This window comes from Accumulibacter sp. (genome assembly GCF_031732815.1).
In the GTDB taxonomy this organism is placed as follows: domain Bacteria; phylum Pseudomonadota; class Gammaproteobacteria; order Burkholderiales; family Rhodocyclaceae; genus Accumulibacter.
The window spans coordinates 12,748-29,921 of the sequence record NZ_JAVMKF010000303.1 but is presented as its reverse complement, the minus strand read 5'-3'; the positions used below and the strand labels follow the sequence as shown (position 1 = coordinate 29,921).

Annotated in this window: 15 protein-coding genes and 1 other RNA gene; 5 read left to right on the top strand and 11 right to left on the bottom strand. The window is 62.7% G+C overall.

Annotated features, from left to right (window positions below; translation table 11 throughout):
• The first annotated feature begins 608 nt into the window (after positions 1-608).
• The 3 genes from apbC (at position 609) to RKP46_RS17735 (ending at position 4,674) form a co-directional block, all read left to right on the top strand.
• A complete protein-coding gene (apbC, locus tag RKP46_RS17745) occupies positions 609-1,700 on the top strand; it encodes an iron-sulfur cluster carrier protein ApbC (RefSeq protein WP_311107858.1) in 1,092 nt (363 codons plus the stop codon).
• 104 nt (positions 1,701-1,804) lie between these two features.
• Entirely contained in the window at positions 1,805-2,371 is a 567-nt protein-coding gene (gene dcd, locus RKP46_RS17740) for a dCTP deaminase (protein ID WP_311107857.1), read from the top strand.
• 65 nt (positions 2,372-2,436) lie between these two features.
• Positions 2,437-4,674, top strand: coding sequence for an arginine/lysine/ornithine decarboxylase (locus tag RKP46_RS17735; protein ID WP_311107856.1), 2,238 nt, complete (start codon positions 2,437-2,439; stop codon positions 4,672-4,674).
• A 55-nt stretch (positions 4,675-4,729) separates the two neighbouring features.
• Here RKP46_RS17735 and RKP46_RS17730 read toward each other — a convergent pair whose 3' ends face one another.
• Complete coding sequence (locus RKP46_RS17730) at positions 4,730-6,244, bottom strand: hemolysin family protein (protein WP_311107855.1); 1,515 nt, start codon at positions 6,242-6,244, stop codon at positions 4,730-4,732.
• A 320-nt stretch (positions 6,245-6,564) separates the two neighbouring features.
• Between RKP46_RS17730 and hisG the strand changes: the two genes are divergently transcribed.
• Positions 6,565-7,209: an ATP phosphoribosyltransferase gene (gene hisG / locus RKP46_RS17725; RefSeq protein ID WP_311107854.1), complete on the top strand. Its 645-nt coding sequence runs from the start codon at positions 6,565-6,567 to the stop codon at positions 7,207-7,209.
• Positions 7,206-8,552, top strand: coding sequence for a histidinol dehydrogenase (gene hisD, locus RKP46_RS17720; protein ID WP_311107853.1), 1,347 nt, complete (start codon positions 7,206-7,208; stop codon positions 8,550-8,552). The genes hisG and hisD overlap by 4 nt, the downstream gene beginning before the upstream one ends.
• A 110-nt stretch (positions 8,553-8,662) precedes the next feature.
• On the opposite strand, the gene RKP46_RS17715 is transcribed toward hisD, so the two are convergent.
• The 10 genes from RKP46_RS17715 to RKP46_RS17670 all read right to left on the bottom strand — a co-directional run bounded on the left by RKP46_RS17715 (position 8,663) and on the right by RKP46_RS17670 (position 16,996).
• A complete protein-coding gene (locus RKP46_RS17715; protein WP_311107852.1) occupies positions 8,663-9,094 on the bottom strand; it encodes a ClpXP protease specificity-enhancing factor in 432 nt (143 codons plus the stop codon).
• A 77-nt stretch (positions 9,095-9,171) separates the two neighbouring features.
• On the bottom strand, positions 9,172-9,768 hold the full coding sequence (locus RKP46_RS17710; protein WP_311107851.1) for a glutathione S-transferase N-terminal domain-containing protein: 597 nt from the start codon (positions 9,766-9,768) through the stop codon (positions 9,172-9,174).
• A gap of 103 nt (positions 9,769-9,871) precedes the next feature.
• A complete protein-coding gene (locus RKP46_RS17705) occupies positions 9,872-10,582 on the bottom strand; it encodes a cytochrome c1 (protein ID WP_311107850.1) in 711 nt (236 codons plus the stop codon).
• A 12-nt stretch (positions 10,583-10,594) separates the two neighbouring features.
• On the bottom strand, positions 10,595-11,914 hold the full coding sequence (locus RKP46_RS17700; RefSeq protein WP_311107849.1) for a cytochrome bc complex cytochrome b subunit: 1,320 nt from the start codon (positions 11,912-11,914) through the stop codon (positions 10,595-10,597).
• 3 nt (positions 11,915-11,917) lie between these two features.
• On the bottom strand, positions 11,918-12,514 hold the full coding sequence (gene petA, locus RKP46_RS17695) for a ubiquinol-cytochrome c reductase iron-sulfur subunit (protein WP_311107848.1): 597 nt from the start codon (positions 12,512-12,514) through the stop codon (positions 11,918-11,920).
• A gap of 100 nt (positions 12,515-12,614) precedes the next feature.
• The gene (gene recR / locus RKP46_RS17690; RefSeq protein WP_311107847.1) at positions 12,615-13,217 is read right to left on the bottom strand and encodes a recombination mediator RecR; all 603 of its coding nucleotides are present in this window, start codon (positions 13,215-13,217) and stop codon (positions 12,615-12,617) included.
• Entirely contained in the window at positions 13,217-13,540 is a 324-nt protein-coding gene (locus RKP46_RS17685; protein WP_311107846.1) for a YbaB/EbfC family nucleoid-associated protein, read from the bottom strand. Before RKP46_RS17685 ends, recR begins: the two co-directional genes overlap by 1 nt.
• 20 nt (positions 13,541-13,560) lie before the next feature.
• Entirely contained in the window at positions 13,561-15,237 is a 1,677-nt protein-coding gene (dnaX, locus tag RKP46_RS17680) for a DNA polymerase III subunit gamma/tau (protein WP_311107845.1), read from the bottom strand.
• A 152-nt stretch (positions 15,238-15,389) separates the two neighbouring features.
• An RNA gene (gene ffs / locus RKP46_RS17675) (signal recognition particle sRNA small type) lies at positions 15,390-15,488 on the bottom strand.
• Between the two features lie 110 nt (positions 15,489-15,598).
• Positions 15,599-16,996, bottom strand: coding sequence for an FAD-dependent oxidoreductase (locus RKP46_RS17670; RefSeq protein ID WP_311107844.1), 1,398 nt, complete (start codon positions 16,994-16,996; stop codon positions 15,599-15,601).
• Positions 16,997-17,174: the final 178 nt, after the last annotated feature.

The following is a 17,174-nucleotide window of genomic DNA, read 5'->3' as shown; positions in this document are numbered from 1 at the left end:
CCCCTTCTCGCCTCGAGTCCGCCTCGGCTGGTATGCTCGCGCTGCCGGCATGCGCATGCCCTTCGCATTGGCAGCGACGGGCCCGGGAAGCTGCCAGCGTGTATTGGTCATCGCGGCCGTGGCCTTGTGCTCTGCGTCGCCAGAGAGCGGCATGTAGCAAGCGCCAGTCGCGCCTCGGGTGCTCGGTCCGGGGTTCGCTGGAAGCAGACTGAAACCGCTCGCCATGTGCCCTCGGGGAACGCCCACGCCGCAGAGAAAGCGCGCGAAGCCTGGCGTTGGCCAAGCGCGCGGCGACGAGCAAGAGCATGCCGCCACGCTTGGTCCACGTTGCCCTTTCCACCATTTCAGGCACCTCTCTTCGCCGTCTCGACTGCCGCCTCATCAGTTGGTAATCGGCGCCTTCGGGCGCAGCTTTAGCGCCATCTCCAGCCAGCACCAAATACCGCAGTCATCGGCGCCAAGTGACGGCTGACCAGGTGCTACGTCGTTGCCCAACCCAAGGCTGGCCCGGCACCCGGCGCCCCAACCAGGTACGGGGTGCGTTCTTTCGATCTTTCGGGTAAACTGTAGCGGAAAACTCGGGTATCGACTTTAGGGAGCTTGAACTGATGGCTGTAAGTACTGAATCCGTATTGGCCGCGCTGAGAAACGTGATCGATCCGAATACCGGGAAGGATTATGTGTCGACGCGCTCCACCAGGAACCTCAAGGTGGACGGCGCCGACATCGCACTCGACATCGAACTCGGCTATCCGGCGAAAAGTCAGGTTGACCTGATCAGACGCATGGTCGTCGACGCGCTCAAGGCAATTCCCGGCGTCGGCAACGTCAGCGTCGGCGTGACGACGAAGATCGTCGCGCACCTGGTGCAGCGTGGTCTGAAGCCCCTGCCCGGAGTGAAGAACATCATTGCTATTGCCTCGGGCAAGGGTGGCGTCGGCAAGAGCACGACGGCGGTCAATCTGGCGCTCGCCCTGGCCCAGGAAGGTGCTGTGGTGGGCTTGCTCGACGCTGACATCTACGGCCCGTCACAACCGCAGATGCTCGGCCTTGCCGGACAGAAGCCTGATTCGCAGGATGGCACGTCGATCGAGCCGCTGCTGGCGCACGGGCTGCAAGCCATGTCGATCGGCTTCATGATCGACGTCGATTCGCCGATGGTCTGGCGCGGACCCATGGTGACCCAGGCCCTCGAGCAGTTGCTGAAACAGACCAACTGGCACGACGTCGACTACCTGATCGTTGACATGCCGCCGGGCACCGGCGACACCCAGTTGACGCTGGCGCAAAAGGTGCCGGTAACCGGTGCCGTAATCGTCACCACGCCGCAGGACATTGCCCTGATCGATGCCCGCAAGGGGCTCAAGATGTTCGAGAAGGTCGGCATCCCGATCCTCGGCCTGGTGGAGAACATGACCTTGCACATCTGCTCGCATTGCCGCCATGAAGAGCGCATTTTCGGCCAAGGCGGCGGCGAACAGATATGTCGCGACTACGGCAGCGAGTTGCTTGGCGCACTGCCACTGGAAATCGGCATCCGCGAGATGACCGACGCCGGACAGCCGACGGTGGTCGGCGCGCCCGACTCGCGCGCTGCCGAGATCTACCGGGCGATCGCCCGTCGACTGGCGATCAAGGTCGCTGAGCGCGCGCGTGACATGAGCGCGAAGTTCCCCAACATCATCGTGCAGAACAGCTGAGCGCCTCGCCGCGAGCCTCAAGTGTTCGCGGTGAGCTGTTCCTTCCGTTGCCCGGACACCGTAGAATGAGCCCCTGAGCTTTCTCGGTGCCCGGGTGACCAGCGATGTCCATCAAGTCGGATAAGTGGATCCGCCGCATGGCGGCAGAGTGCGGCATGATCGAACCCTTCGAGCCCCGACAGGTGCGCGAAATCGACGGCCGCCGCATTGTCTCCTACGGCACTTCGAGCTACGGCTACGACATCCGCTGCTCGAACGAATTCAAGTTGTTCACCAATCTCAACTCGACGATCGTCGACCCCAAGGCCTTCGACCCCAACTCTTTCGTCGAAGTCCGCAACGACTTCTGCATCATCCCGCCGAACTCGTTTGCTCTGGCGCGGACCGTCGAGTATTTTCGCATCCCGCGCAGCGTGCTGACCGTCTGCCTGGGCAAGAGCACCTACGCGCGCTGCGGGATCATCGTCAACGTCACCCCCTTCGAGCCGGAATGGGAAGGGCATGTGACGCTCGAGTTCTCGAATACCACACCGCTACCGGCAAAGATCTACGCCAACGAGGGTATAGCCCAGGTGCTTTTCTTCGAATCGGACGAGGAATGTGAGACGTCGTACCGAGACCGCGGTGGCAAGTACCAAGGTCAGCTTGGCGTCACCCTACCCAAGATGTAAGCCGCCACGGCGAGTGGCAGCTGCCGCTTCGCTGGCCATCGTTCATCGTCGCCACTGGATTGCTCATGCACTTCAATTTCCCGGTCATCGTCATCGACAAGGACTACCGCTCGGATAACACCGGCGGTCTCGGCATCCGCGCACTGGCCAAAGCGATCGAGAAGAAGGGCTTCGAGGTCTTCGGCCTGACCAGCTACGGCGATCTCACCTCGTTTGCCCAGCAACAAAGCCGCGCCTCGGCCTTCATTCTGTCGATCGATGACGAGGACTTCAGGAACGACAAAGCAGATGGCACGGTTGCCGGACTGCGTGCCTTCGTCAAGGAAATTCGCTGCAGAAACGAGGATATTCCGATTTTCCTCTACGGCGAGACGCGCACCTCACGCCACATTCCGAACGACGTCCTGCGCGAGCTGCACGGTTTCATCCACATGTTCGAGGACACGCCGGAGTTCATCGGCCGCTACGTCGTCCGCGAAGCACGCGCCTACCTGGAAAGTCTTGCGCCGCCCTTCTTCCGTGCGCTCACCCACTATGCCGAGGACGGTTCATACTCCTGGCATTGCCCCGGACATTCGGGTGGCGTTGCTTTCCTGAAAAGCCCGGTCGGTCGAATGTTTCATCAGTTCTTTGGCGAGAACATGTTGCGCGCCGACGTCTGCAACGCAGTCGAAGAACTCGGCCAACTGCTCGATCACACCGGGCCGGTAGCCGCCTCCGAGCGCAATGCGGCGCGCATCTTCAACGCCGATCATCTTTTCTTCGTCACCAACGGCACATCTACGTCCAACAAGATCGTCTGGCACTCGACCGTTGCCCCAGGCGATGTGGTCATCGTCGATCGCAACTGCCACAAGTCGGTACTTCATTCGATCATCATGACCGGCGCAATTCCCGTCTTCCTGATGCCGACGCGCAATCATTACGGCATCATCGGACCGATTCCGAAGGACGAGTTCCGCTGGGAGAACATTCAGAAGAAGATCGAGGCGCACCCCTTCGCGCGCGCAGTCAAAGCGAAACCGCGTGTGCTCACGATCACCCAGAGCACCTATGACGGGATCCTGTATAACGTCGAAGAGATCAAGGAAATGCTCGACGGGGCTATCGATACCCTGCATTTCGACGAAGCCTGGTTGCCACACGCCGCTTTCCACGATTTCTACGGCGACTACCACGCCATCGGCGCCGACCGGCGGCGCTGCAAGGATGCGATGATCTTCTCGACGCAATCCACTCACAAGCTGCTTGCCGGCCTGTCGCAAGCCTCGCAGATCCTTGTGCAGGACTCTGAAGGACGGCGACTTGATCGCGATGTCTTCAATGAGGCCTACCTGATGCACACTTCGACCTCGCCGCAATACGCAATCATCGCCTCCTGCGATGTGGCGGCGGCGATGATGGAAGCGCCAGCCGGCACGGCGCTGGTCGAGGAATCGATTGCCGAAGCCCTCAATTTCCGCAGCACGATGCGCAAGGTCGCGGGCGAATGGGGTGCCGATTGGTGGTTCAAGGTGTGGGGGCCGGATGAGTCCTCAAGCGAAGGAATCGAGGACCGCGCCGCCTGGATCCTGAAGCCGGGCGAACGTTGGCATGGCTTCGGCATGCTCGCCGAAGGCTTCAATATGCTCGATCCGATCAAGGCGACGATCATCACCCCCGGTCTGGACGTGGACGGCGAGTTCGCCGAATCCGGCATCCCGGCCGCGATCGTCACCAAGTACCTGGCCGAACACGGGATCATCGTCGAGAAATGCGGGCTCTACTCGTTCTTCATCATGTTCACCATCGGCATCACGAAAGGCCGCTGGAATACGATGGTCACCGAGTTGCAGCAGTTCAAGGACGGTTACGACCAGAATTTGCCGCTGTGGAAAGTGATGCCGGAGTTTCTCGCCAAGAACCCGCGTTATGAGGCCTACGGTCTGAAGGATCTATGCCGACAGATTCACGGCATCTATGCCGCCAACGACGTCGCGCACCTGACCACGCGCATGTACTTGTCGGACATGGAACCAGCAATGAAACCGACCGACGCCTTCTCGCGCATGGCGCACCGCGAAATCGACCGCGTACCGATCGACGACCTCGAGGGGCGCATTACCAGCACGCTGCTCACGCCCTACCCGCCCGGCATTCCGCTGCTTATCCCGGGCGAGCGCTTCAATGCGACGATTGTCCGCTACCTGCAATTCGCCCGCGACTTCAACGAACGCTTTCCCGGCTTCGAGACCGACGTGCACGGGCTGGTCAAAGCAATCGTCGCCGGCAAGCCGGTCTACTCGGTCGACTGCGTCCGCTAAGGCTGGCCTCAGCCTGTCGCAGCCCCTCAGCGCCGCAACCGCGCGGGCGACTCGCTCACCGCTGCTCACCGCTCTCGTGCGGGGCTTGGCCGAGGACCGCTGAATCCCCCGCCGCCGACGCAGTCCCTTCGGCCGGCCGCGCGACAGCTTCCAGCGCCGCCGGATCGGCAGCAGAAGAGTTGTCGACCAGGCGAACGACGCCGTCGTCACCAATCGCGGTGTCTTCGAACTTCAACAACGTGATCCGGTGGTTGTCCATTTCGATGACGGTCAGCCGCGCGCCCTCGAGCATGACCGAGTCGCCGACGCGCGGTACGCTGCCCAGCTTCTTGTAGAAGAGGCCGGCCAAAGTGACGTAATCGTCGTCCTTCGGGAACGGGAAGTCGAGCAGGGTTTCAAGGTCGGAAACGCGCATCGAGGCGTCGATCTCGTACTGGCTGCCGACCAGCTTTTTCACACGCCGCGCCTGACGAGTGAACTCATCCTCGTATTCGCCGACGATCTCTTCGAGAATGTCCTCGAGCGTGATGATGCCTTCCGTCCCGCCATACTCGTCGATGACCACCGCCATCTGCTGACGTGTGCGCTTGAAGTCCTTCAAGAGGTCGCTCAGCAGTTTGCTGTTGGGCACGATGTACGGCGCCTGGGCGAAGTCGCTGACCGGCTTGCGGCTGACGTCCTCAAGCGTATCGCCGCTGCTTTCCGCCATCACTGTGAGCAGTTCCTTGATCGCGACCACCCCGGTGATCCGGTCCAGGCTCTTGTCGTAAACCGGGAAGCGCGCGTGTGGCATGTCACGGAAGTAACGCAGCGCGGTGGCCAGCGTCTCTTCCTGCGCCAGCGCCCGAATCTCGGTACGCGGAATCATCGCCTCGCGCACGGTATGTTCGTCGAGCTTGAAGACACCGCGGATCATTTCGGTTTCCTCGCGGGCCAGCGTGCCGTCCTTCTCGCTGGCCGAGAGGATCATGCGAATCTCTTCGACCGACATCGTGAAGTGGCTTTCGCCGTGCCCGCCGCCGAGATCTCTTTGCCCGAAAACCCAGAGCAGTGCATTCGATGACAGCTTCATGACGTAGATCAGTGGCCGGAAGGTCAGATAGAGGATGTTGATGCTCCAGCCGACCGCCATGCTCAGTTGTTCGGCCTTGTGAAAAGCCAACACCTTCGGCGCGAGTTCGCCGGCAACGACATGCAGGAAGGAGATGACGACAAAAGCGAAGACGTACGACACCGTATGCGCCGCCTTGATCAGCGCTTCGCTATTGCCGAACAGCGAAAACAGCTTGACGAAGCTCGAATCGGTCAGATTACTGATCGTTTCCATGCCAACCGCACCGAGACCGAGCGAGACCAGGGTAATGCCCACCTGCGTCACCGAATAGAAACGTTCGGGTTCGTTGTGCAACATCTCGACCCGCGCGGCGCGCTTGTCGCCGTCCTCGGCAAGTTGCCTGATCCGGCTGCGCCGGGCTGACGAAATGGCAATCTCCGAACCGACGAAAAAGGCGTTGCCGGCGACGAAAACCAGAATCAACACGAGGTTGAAATACAGTGTCGCTTGTTCCATTGAAACCCCTCCTCTCTCCTATGCACAGCCGGCGAAAAACGGTGTGCCGCCCATGACCGCCGCTTGCCGACGCACGCCGCCGCATCCCACAGCGAGCGGGTCGTCGAACATGCTTCTTGCTTTTTCTGGACCAAATTGGCCCCGCTTATCGTGCCGCGGGCGAATCATACGCTATTTGCCGGCGAAACCGACTGGTTTGCATGCACAAAAGGCGCAACGTGGCAGCCGGCCGCCAGTATCGAGCGGCTGCGCTGTGCCACGCCGGCACGAAGCGACGGTCGCTTAGGCTAGAATGTCGGTTTTCCGTCCGGAACGCCGTCGTGAATGGGATCACCATCGCCCTCTCGAAGGGGCGCATCTTCGCCGAAACGCTGCCCCTGTTGGCCAGTGCCGGCATCGTGCCGTGCGAGGACCCCGAGACTTCGCGACGCCTGATCATTCCGACGAATGTTGCTGACGTCCGGGTCGTCATTGTCCGCGCGAGCGACGCGCCGACCTACGTCCAGTACGGCGCGGCCGACCTCGGCGTCGCCGGCAGGGACGTCCTGCTCGAGCACGGCAGCGAAGGTCTTTACCAGCCGATCGACCTGCGCATCGCACGCTGCCGGATGATGGTTGCCGCACCCCTTGGCTTCGATTACCAGACGGCGGTTCGCCAGGGCGCCCGGCTCAGGGTGGCGAGCAAGTATGTCAATATTGCGCGCGAACATTTTGCCGCCAAGGGAGTTCATGTCGACCTGATCAAGCTCTATGGCTCGATGGAACTGGCACCGCTCGCCGGCCTTGCCGACGCCATCGTCGACCTGGTGTCTACCGGGAGCACATTGAAGGCAAACAATCTCGTGGCAGTTGAACACATCATGGATATCTCCTCGCGTCTGATCGTGAACCAGGCAGCGCTGAAGCTCAAGCGGGAACGCCTGGTGCCGATTCTCGCTGCGCTCGCCAGCGTGGTTGAGCGATGATCGCGATCCGACGCCTGGCGACCTCCGACGGCGATTTCGCACAACGCCTCGACGCCCTGCTGGCTTTCGAATCGGCACAGGACGCAACGGTCGAGGCAACGGTTGCGGCAATCCTTGCCGATGTCAGGCAACGGGGCGATGCTGCGCTGCTCGAGTACACCCACCGCTTCGACCGCATTGCCATCCACTCGGCAAGCGAACTCGAACTTGCTCCGGACGAACTCCAGCAGGCACTGGCAAGTCTGCCCGAGAAACAGCGCGCGGCACTGACCGCAGCGGCCGAGCGCATACGGAGCTATCATCAGCGGCAGGCGCTGCAGAGTTGGCAGTACGAGGAACACGACGGGCCGCTGCGCGGAACCTTGCTCGGCCAGAAGGTCACCCCACTCGAGCGCGTCGGGCTCTACGTACCTGGCGGCAAGGCGTCATACCCGTCGTCGGTGCTGATGAACGCGATCCCGGCGCGCGTCGCCGGGGTCGCGGAACTGATCATGGTCGTCCCGACACCGGACGGCGAGCGCAATCCCCTGGTGCTCGCCGCGGCGGCTCTCGCCGGCGTCGATCGTGTGTTCACGCTAGGCGGCGCCCAGGCGGTCGCCGCACTCGCCTATGGCACGAAGACCGTTCCCAAGGTCGACAAGATCGTCGGCCCGGGCAACGCTTACGTCGCCGCCGCCAAGCGCCGCGTTTTCGGTATCGTCGGCATCGACATGCTGGCCGGACCGTCCGAGATCCTGATCATTTCTGACGGCCTGACCAGTCCCGACTGGCTCGCCATGGATCTTTTCTCGCAGGCGGAACACGACGAACTGGCGCAGAGCATCCTCATTTCACCGAACGCGGAGCACCTCGACCGGGTCGCCGAGGCGCTCAACCGGCTGCTGCCAACGATGCCGCGTCAGCAGATTATCCGGGCGGCACTGGAGAAGAGAGGCGCATTGATTCTCGTACGCGACCTTGCCGAAGCTTGCCGGATCGCCAACCGGATCGCCCCCGAGCATCTGGAACTCTCCCTGGCGAATGCGGAAGACTGGCTGACCCACATCCATCATGCGGGTGCGATCTTCATCGGCCCGTTCACCTCCGAGTCGCTCGGCGACTACTGTGCTGGCCCGAACCATGTCCTGCCGACCTCGGGTAGCGCGCGCTTTTCCTCGCCGCTGGGGGTGTACGATTTTCAGAAGCGAAGCAGCCTGATCCGCGTTTCGCAGCGCGCAGCACACGCCCTGGGGGATATCGCGGCAACGCTTGCCTACGGCGAAGGCCTGGCAGCGCATGCGCGAGCCGCCGAGTACCGGCAGGAGCACGACACGCTTTCCCCGTCACCCGCCAGTCGGCTCTAGCGCTCGGCGACGCTGAACCCTTGCGTAGCGGTGATCAGCCGCGCGCCAGGTCGCTGCGTTGTCTCCGACCAGCCGGGCCCGGCTTCCTCACCTGGCCCTCCTGCGCTCGATCACTTGACGCGCTGCAGTCGCGGCCGACCCGCTGTCGGCGAAGGCGTCGTCGGATCGGGCTCGTCAGCCGCCGGCAGGTAATCGGCGCAGCCGTCCGCCGCCGCTTCCTCGGGCGCTGCCAGCTCCGGCTCGAAAGCCATTCCGGCACCGTTTTCGCGCGCATAGATCGCTGCCACATTGCCCACCGGAATGGCGATCTCGCGCGCCATCCCGCCAAACCGGGCCTGGAAGCTGATCCCCTCATTGCTCAGACTGAGGTGGGCCGTTGCTTCGTAGCCGATATTGAGGACGATCTGCCCATCGCGGACATGCTCGGGCGGAACGCGCGTCCGCGCATCGACGGCGACCGCCAAGTACGGCGTGAAGCCGTTGTCGCAACACCACTGGTGAATGGCGCGAATCAGGTAGGGCTTGGTAGACGGCAGTTCCATGGAATCTCCGCAATCTGGCGGCAGGCTGCGCCCCGGCAAGACGCACGCGGCAGCCTGCGACAAGGCGCGACAGCGCGCTACTTGCGCATGGCCTTTTCCGACGGCGTGAGCGCGTCGATAAAGCCCTGCCGGCTGAAAATTCGCTCGCCGTATTTCATCAGCGGCGCAGCAGTTCTCGGCAACTCGATGCCGTAGTGGTCGAGCCGCCAGAGGAGCGGCGCGATGGCCACGTCGAGCATGGAAAAGTCCTCGCCCAACATGTGCTTCTGTTTGACGAAAACAGGCGCCATCTCGGTCAGCCGATCACGGATTTGCTGGCGCGACTTGTCAGCCGCCTTGCCATTCTTTTCCAGCGCTTCGATGTAAAAGAACACCTCGCGCTCCATCGTAATAAGCAACTGTCGTGCGCGCGCGCGCATGATCGGATCAGCCGGCATCAACTGCGGATGGGGAAAACGCTCGTCGATATACTCGTTGATGATGTTCGGCTCATAAAGGATGAGATCCCGCTCGACGAGTACAGGAACACGACCGTAGGGGTTGATGATGGCATTGTCTTCCGGTTTGGCAAACAGGTCGACGTCGATTACCTGGAAATCCATCCCTTTCTCGTACAGCACGATACGGCAGCGGTGACTGAATGGGCAGGTGGTTCCCGAATAAAGATTCATCATGATCATTCCCCTCAGAAACGAATCGGCATCGCCACGGCTACGGGGGCGTCACTGCCCCCTCGCCGGCGATGCCGCGGCGTGTAATCGGGCGCTCACGCGCCGCTTACTTTACGTCTTTCCAATACGCCTTCTTCATTGGATAGGCAACGGCGAAGAGCACGACGAGAAAGCCGAGAACGCCGATGCCGAGTTGCTTGCGGAAGGCAGCTCCGGGCTCGGCCACCCAGACCAGGAAGCCGACCAACTCGGCGACCTGCTTGTCGTACTCAGCCGCCGACAGCTTGCCCGGCACCGCGAGTTCCAGCTTGTGGTCCTTGTTCAGGATCTGCTGCCCCTGCGTCTCCCAGAGCACATGCGGCATCCCAACGTTCTCGAAGACAGTGTTGTTCCAGCCGGTCGGGCGCTTGTCATCGCGATAGAAGGAACGCAGATAGGTATAGAGCCAATCAGCACCGCTGCCCGCTTCTGAAGCACGCGAGCGGGCAATCAGCGAAAGGTCGGGCGGTGCCGCGCCGAACCACTGCTTCTGCTCCACCGGGCGGGCGGCAACACGCATCGGCTCGCCGATCTTCTCGGCAGTGAACAGCAGATTGTCCTTCACTTGCTGCTCGCTCAGGCCCAGCTCGGTCAGACGGTTGTAGCGAGCGTAGCTGAGCCCGTGACAGTTCATGCAGTAATTGATGAAGGTCTTCGCTCCGCTCTGCAGTGCAGCCTTATCGCCCTGCACATCGGGCGCCTTGTCGAGATGCAGCGTGGCACCGCTGGCCAAGGCAAGCGCCGGAGCAAGGAGCAACGCCGTAAGTAGCTTTTTCATTTTTGCATTCCTTTACATCGTCACGCGATCGGGTTCCGGCTTGTACTTGTCGATCTTCGACCACCAGGGCATGGTCAGGAAGAAGAGGAAGTAATAGGCGGTCAGCACCTGCGCTACCGGAGCACTTGGAATCACCCCGAAGAACGCGTACGACGGCGGCTGCGTGCCGAGGAAACCGAGCAGCAGGAAGGCAATCACGAACAGGGTCAACAGCGTCTTGAAGATCGGGCCGCGGTAACGGATCGACTTTACCGGGCTACGGTCAAGCCAGGGAAGGAAGGCCAGAATGACGACCCCGCCACCCATCAGCACGACACCCCAGAACTTCGCGTCGATCCCGAACAGCGGCCAGACCATCGCTCGGAGCAGCGAGTAGTAGGGAGTGAAATACCATACTGGCGCGATGTGCGGCGGCGTCTTCAAGGGATCCGCCGGGATGAAGTTGTTGTATTCGAGAAAATACCCGCCGCCTTCCGGCGCAAAGAAGACGATGATCGAAAAGACCATCAGGAAAACGATCACGCCGACAATGTCCTTCACCGAGTAATACGGGTGGAACGGGATACCATCAAGCGGCACCCCGTGGACATCCTTGCGCTTCTTGATCTCGACGCCGTCCGGGTTGTTCGAGCCGACTTCGTGCAACGCCAGGATGTGTGCCGCAACCAGACCAAGGAGGACGAGCGGCACAGCGATGACATGGAACGAGAAGAAGCGGTTGAGCGTGGCATCGCCGACGACGAAGTCACCGCGAATCCAGATCGACAGCGGCTCACCGATCAGCGGAATGGCGGAAAACAGATTGACGATCACCTGCGCGCCCCAGAATGACATCTGTCCCCAGGGCAGGAGATAGCCCATGAAGGCTTCGGCCATCAGGCAAAGGAAGATCAGTGTGCCGAAGATCCAGATCAGTTCGCGCGGCTGGCGGTACGAGCCGTACAGCATGCCGCGGAACATGTGCAGGTAGACGACGACGAAGAAGGCTGACGCGCCGGTCGAGTGCATGTAGCGAATCAACCAACCCCAGGGAACGTCGCGCATGATGTACTCGACACTGGCGAAGGCAACCGGGATGCCATTCTCGTTGAGCGAGGCGTCTGGCTTGTAATGCATGACCAGGAAAATCCCGGTGACGATCTGGATCACCAGCACCAGCATGGCGAGCGAGCCGAAGAAGTACCAGAAGTTGAAGTTCTTCGGCGCGTAGTACTCGGACAGATGGCCGCGCCACATCGAGGTTGCCGGAAAGCGCGCGTCGAACCACTCGAGCAGGTTGCCCTGCAGCGATCCGTCCGACTTGTACTTTTCGAAATTGGTGTTCGCCGCCATGGCTCAAGCTCCCTTCTTGTCTTCGCCAATGAGGATTCGCGTCTCCGACAGATACATGTGCGGTGGCACCTCGAGGTTATCGGGCGCCGGCTTGCTCTTGAAAACGCGGCCGGCAAAATCGAAGGTCGAGCCATGACAGGGACAGAGGAAACCACCGAGCCAGGCTGCGTCCATACCCTCTTCGGCACCCTTCTTGAACTTGGACGAAGGGGAGCAGCCAAGGTGCGTGCAAATGCCGACGGCGACCAGGACTTCCGGCTTGATCGAACGTGCTTCGTTGGTGCAGTAGTCCGGCTGCATTTTCTTTTCCGACTTCGGATCGGCCACCGCGTCGGCCAGCTTGGACAGCGATTCCAACATCTCGGGGGTCCGCCGGATGATCCAGACCGGCTTGCCGCGCCACTCGACGGTCATCATCTGGCCTGGTTCGAGATTGCCGATCTCGACTTCGACCGGCGCTCCGGCTGCCTTGGCCCGCTCCGACGGCAGCATACTGGACAGGAAGGGTACGAGCGCCGCCAGCGCCCCCACCCCGCCGACCGCGGCAGTCGCGACAACCAGCCGCCGCCTTCCGCCGTCCACCTTGCTTTCATTGCTCATAGCGCTGATCCCTAGCACGTAATGAAAAGTTGGTACGAACTAAACCGGCGCATTATACTCCAAGGCCACCGCGGTTTGCACTGCAGCATACCCACCCGGATTAGGCGTCGAGCGCTCGCCGCTCACGGAGAGCCTGCGCCAGCGTCCCGGCATCGACGTATTCCAGCTCCCCACCAACCGGCACGCCGCGCGCAATGCGCGTCACCCGCACGCCACGCGCCTTGAGCATCTCGGACAGGTAGTGCGCGGTCGCTTCGCCCTCGTTCGTGTAGTTCGTCGCGATGATCACCTCCTGTACCAAGCCGTCGGCGCAGCGCGCCAACAGGCGATCAAGGTGCAGTTCATTCGGCCCGATGCCGTCGAGCGGCGAAACCCGCCCCATGAGAACGTAGTAGAGGCCGGAGTAGGCGTGCGTCTGTTCCATCATGTTCATGTCGACCGGCGTTTCGACGACGCACAGCAGGCTGGCATCGCGCCTTGTCGACAGGCAGCGAACACAGATTTCAGTCTCGCTGAAGGTATTGCAGCGCTGACAATGACGCACTGCGGCAAGCGCCTGCTGCAGTGCTTCAGCCAGACGCCGAGCGCCCGGCCGATCGTTCTGCAGCAGTTGGTAGGCCATCCGCTGAGCCGACTTCGGTCCGACACCCGGCAGGCAGCGTAAAGCCTCGATCAGCGCCTCGAGGCTCGACGGCGTCGTCATCAGAACGGCAGCTTGAGCCCCGGCGGCAGGTTCAGACCCGCCGAGAACCCCGCCAGACGCTCCTGCGAGGCTTCCTCGACCCGCCGCACGGCGTCGTTGACTGCCGCCGCAATCAGGTCCTCAAGCATTTCCCGATCGTCCATCACCGTCGGATCGATGGTCACGCGTCGAACGTTGTGCCCACAGGTCATGACGACCTTGACCATTCCGGCGCCCGCTTGACCCTCGACCTCGGTCCGCGCCAGTTCCTCCTGCGCCTTGCGCATGTTTTCCTGCATCTGCTGCGCCTGCTTCATCAAGCCGGCAATTCCACCCTTCATCATTCTCTTGTCCTCGCTGTGAACTAAATGGGTTTGATCGATGATTCGATCAGTGTCGCGTCGAAGGTCTCGATGATCGCACGCACGAAACCATCCTGTTCGACTGCAGCGATCGCCCGATCCTGACGTTCGCGCCGGTCGCGCTCGGCGACTGCCGCCGGGGTGGCGCCGGACACTTCGTCGACTTCGACGGCGAGCCGCAGAGGGCGACCGAAATACTCGGCCAGCGACTGCTGCAGCTTGTCCTGCGCCGGCTTCATCAACAGATGGCGGTGGCGCGGCGACAGACGCAGGACGATCTGCACCGCCGAAAGATCACGCAATTCACAGTGCTGCCCGAGTTCGCGCGCCATGCCACTGAGTTTCAAACCGCCGAGGATGCCCGACCAATCGCCACCGATGGCGCCTGGCGCGACTGCGCGCCCGGCCGCTTCGGGCAAGAAACCCACCGCTTCGCCAGGTGGAAGCGCCGTCTCGGTTGGCGCAACGGATCGTTTGGCGCCAGACGGCATGACTCCCGCTTCGCCGGCCGGCAGCACCGCCCGCTGCCCGCTTGCCGGCACGGCGGGCGTGGCCACCGCCGGCCGCGGCATCGCCCGACGCGCCGGCTCGTCGGACGTCGGGCGAAAAGCGTGCAGGCGCAACAAGGTCATCGTGAAACCAGCCAGCTCGTCCGGTGCCAACGCCAGATCCCGACGTCCATGGACGACGATCTGATAGGCAAGCTGGACGAACTCGAGGTCGAGGGCAGCCGCCAGATCGATGATACGCGCGCGCTCGGGCAAGTCGTCAGCCAGCGCAGCAGGCGCCAGTTGCGCAATCTGCACGCGGGTCAACAGGCCCGCCATGTCCTGCAGGGCCGCGTCGAAAGAAAGGCTGCGTTCGACCATCTCGTCGGCAATATTCAGCATGGCGGCAGGATCGCCGGCCAACAATGCATCGAGGATCGTAAACAGGTGGTCGAGGTCGACGGCTCCCAGCATCGCGCGCACCGCGCCTTCCTCGACCACTCCCGCCCCATGGGCAATCGCCTGATCGAGCAGTGACAGCGCGTCGCGCATGCTGCCCGCGGCCGAACGCGCGAGCAGGCTGAGCGCCGGGGGATCGGCGCTGATCGATTCGGCCGCCAGCACCTGCGCCAGATGGCCGGCAATCAGTGGCTGCGTCATCTGCTTGAGGTTGAACTGCAGACAGCGCGACAAGACGGTTACCGGAATCTTCTGCGGATCGGTTGTCGCCAGGATGAACTTGACGTGCTCGGGCGGCTCTTCGAGCGTCTTCAGCATCGCATTGAAGGCCGAGGTCGAAAGCATATGCACTTCGTCGATGACGTAGACCTTGAACCGCCCACGCGTCGGCGCGTACACGGCGTTTTCCAGCAACTGGCGCATTTCGTCGACGCGCGTATTGGTTGCCGCGTCGACTTCGAGCAGATCGACGAAGCGACCGGCATCGATCTCCCGACAGGCCGAGCAGCTACCGCAGGGCAGCGCACTGACGCCACGCTCGCAATTCAGCGCCTTGGCCAGGATGCGGGCGAGGGTCGTCTTGCCCACACCACGTGTCCCGGTAAACAGATAGGCATGGTGCAGCCGCTGGGCGGTCAAGGCGTGCGTCAGCGCACGTACCACGTGCTCCTGGCCGACGAGATCGCCGAATGTTCGCGGGCGCCACTTGCGCGCCAGAACCTGGTAGCTCATTCGGCGATTCTAGCAGATGGCATGCCGCGGCCGAGGCGAGCCAGATGCCGCAGCATGGGCACCATCGCAGGCGCCAGCAGTCGACCGAAGCAAGGCAGTCAAGGAATGAAGGCAGGCGGGGAACGGAGCTCGGAAGGCAGCCATTGAAGGAAGGTGGCGAGCCTTACCCCCGGCACTCACATCAGACGGCTGTGGCTGCTTCCTTCCGGACCTGACCAGGTTCACCGCCCTGCGATGCGGGGAGACCCGCCACGGAGAATCGTACCACATTGGCGAAGCGCAAGCGAAACGCGAAATGCTAACCAACTCGCTCATCCGATGTGCGAGCGTCGCGGCAGTAACCGCCAAACGGCAATTGCGCTCAATCGCTGGCTGCCAGTCGCAGCGCCAGGTAGGCCTCGGTCAACTGCAGTGGGTTTGCCAACAGACGTGCCTTCCATTCGCCGAGTCTGACGCCTCCCTGGATCAGTCCACGCAGGGCAGCGATCTGATCGGTGTGCCCAACGTTGTTCGCGCCGATCAGACGATCCCCGGAAAAGACCAGGCGCAAGTAGCGGTAGTCGCCGTCATCGAGCACCTGTGCCTGCTCGCAATCGGGTGAGCCCTGCCATTGTCCGAAAGACGCAGAAATCAGTCCCAGCGTGTCGACGATGCAAAATGCGAAAGTGCCGGGCAAGAGAACCGGGTGGCCGGCCATGTTGAGTGCGGCAATGCGCGCCTGCTCGACGGCGTCAGGCCGAATCGCGCTCACCCATCGACCACTGGCGCTGGCTGCAAGCGCTTCCGCAGCATCCCCGGCTGCATAGACGCCGCGGATGCTGCTCTGCATCGCGGCATCGACCAACACCCCACGCGCCAGCGCTATACCGCTGCCGGTGAGAAAGGCAACGTTGGGTTGACCACCCGTCGCGCTGACCAGCGCGTCAGCCTCGATCGTCCGGCCATCGTCGAGTTCGGCGCGCAATCGTTCGCCGGACTGCGTGACGGCAACGACGCGCCGACCCACACACATCTGCACGCCCTGCTCCTCGCACCAGCGCCGGATCAGATCCCCGGCGATGTCATCCAGCAGATGTGCAAGCATGCGCTCGCGCACCTCGACGACCGTCAGCCGCGCCGCCTTTGCCGCCAGAGCCTGCAGGCTGATACAGCCGATAAACCCGGCACCCATCTGCAGCACGCGCGCGGCCGGGCCGACCGCCGCCGCGATGGCCTGCGCGTCGGCCGGGCTCCAACAGGTAAACACCTGTGGCAGATCGATCCCGGCAATCGCCGGTCGCACCGGACGCGAACCGGTGGCGATCAACACCCGATCATAGGGCACGACCTGCCCATCCGCCAGCCGCACGTGGCAGGCAGACGTGTCGACCGCTTCGACGCGCGCGTGGCGCAGCTCGATGCACGACCGAGCAAAACGATCGGCGTCCACAGGCGTGCCGCTTGCCACTTCTTCGCCCACTGTGCAGGCGCGATACGCCGTGCAGGCTGCCGACTGCAACGCACCGCCGCTTTCGCCAATCACGGTAATCTCGGCACTTGGATCGAGCCGCCGCAGGGTGAGTGCCGCGACCACTCCGGCCGGTCCGTTGCCAATGATCAGGTGCCGCACGAGGCTAGCCGACCCCAAGGCACAGCGCACCGTCGGCCGCCCGCGCGCACCGCCAGGCCGCCAAACGGTGTCGCGCGACCGCCGCAGACGCGCGCTGGCCGCCTGCTCGCCAAGCGGCTGGGTGGTGCGCGACCGGAATACTCGCCTCATCCATATGCCAACTCCTTCCTGCCGGGATGCCTACCGGCCGAACGTGCGACTCGATCGCCCGTTGCCTGCGCTGATCGATGGCACCACCTTCGTCCGCCGCGCAGCACGAAATGGGGTGCCGGGTGAACGGCTGCCAGCGCGCCGCGACCGAGCCGTCGGCGCGAGAGCGCTGCGCTGC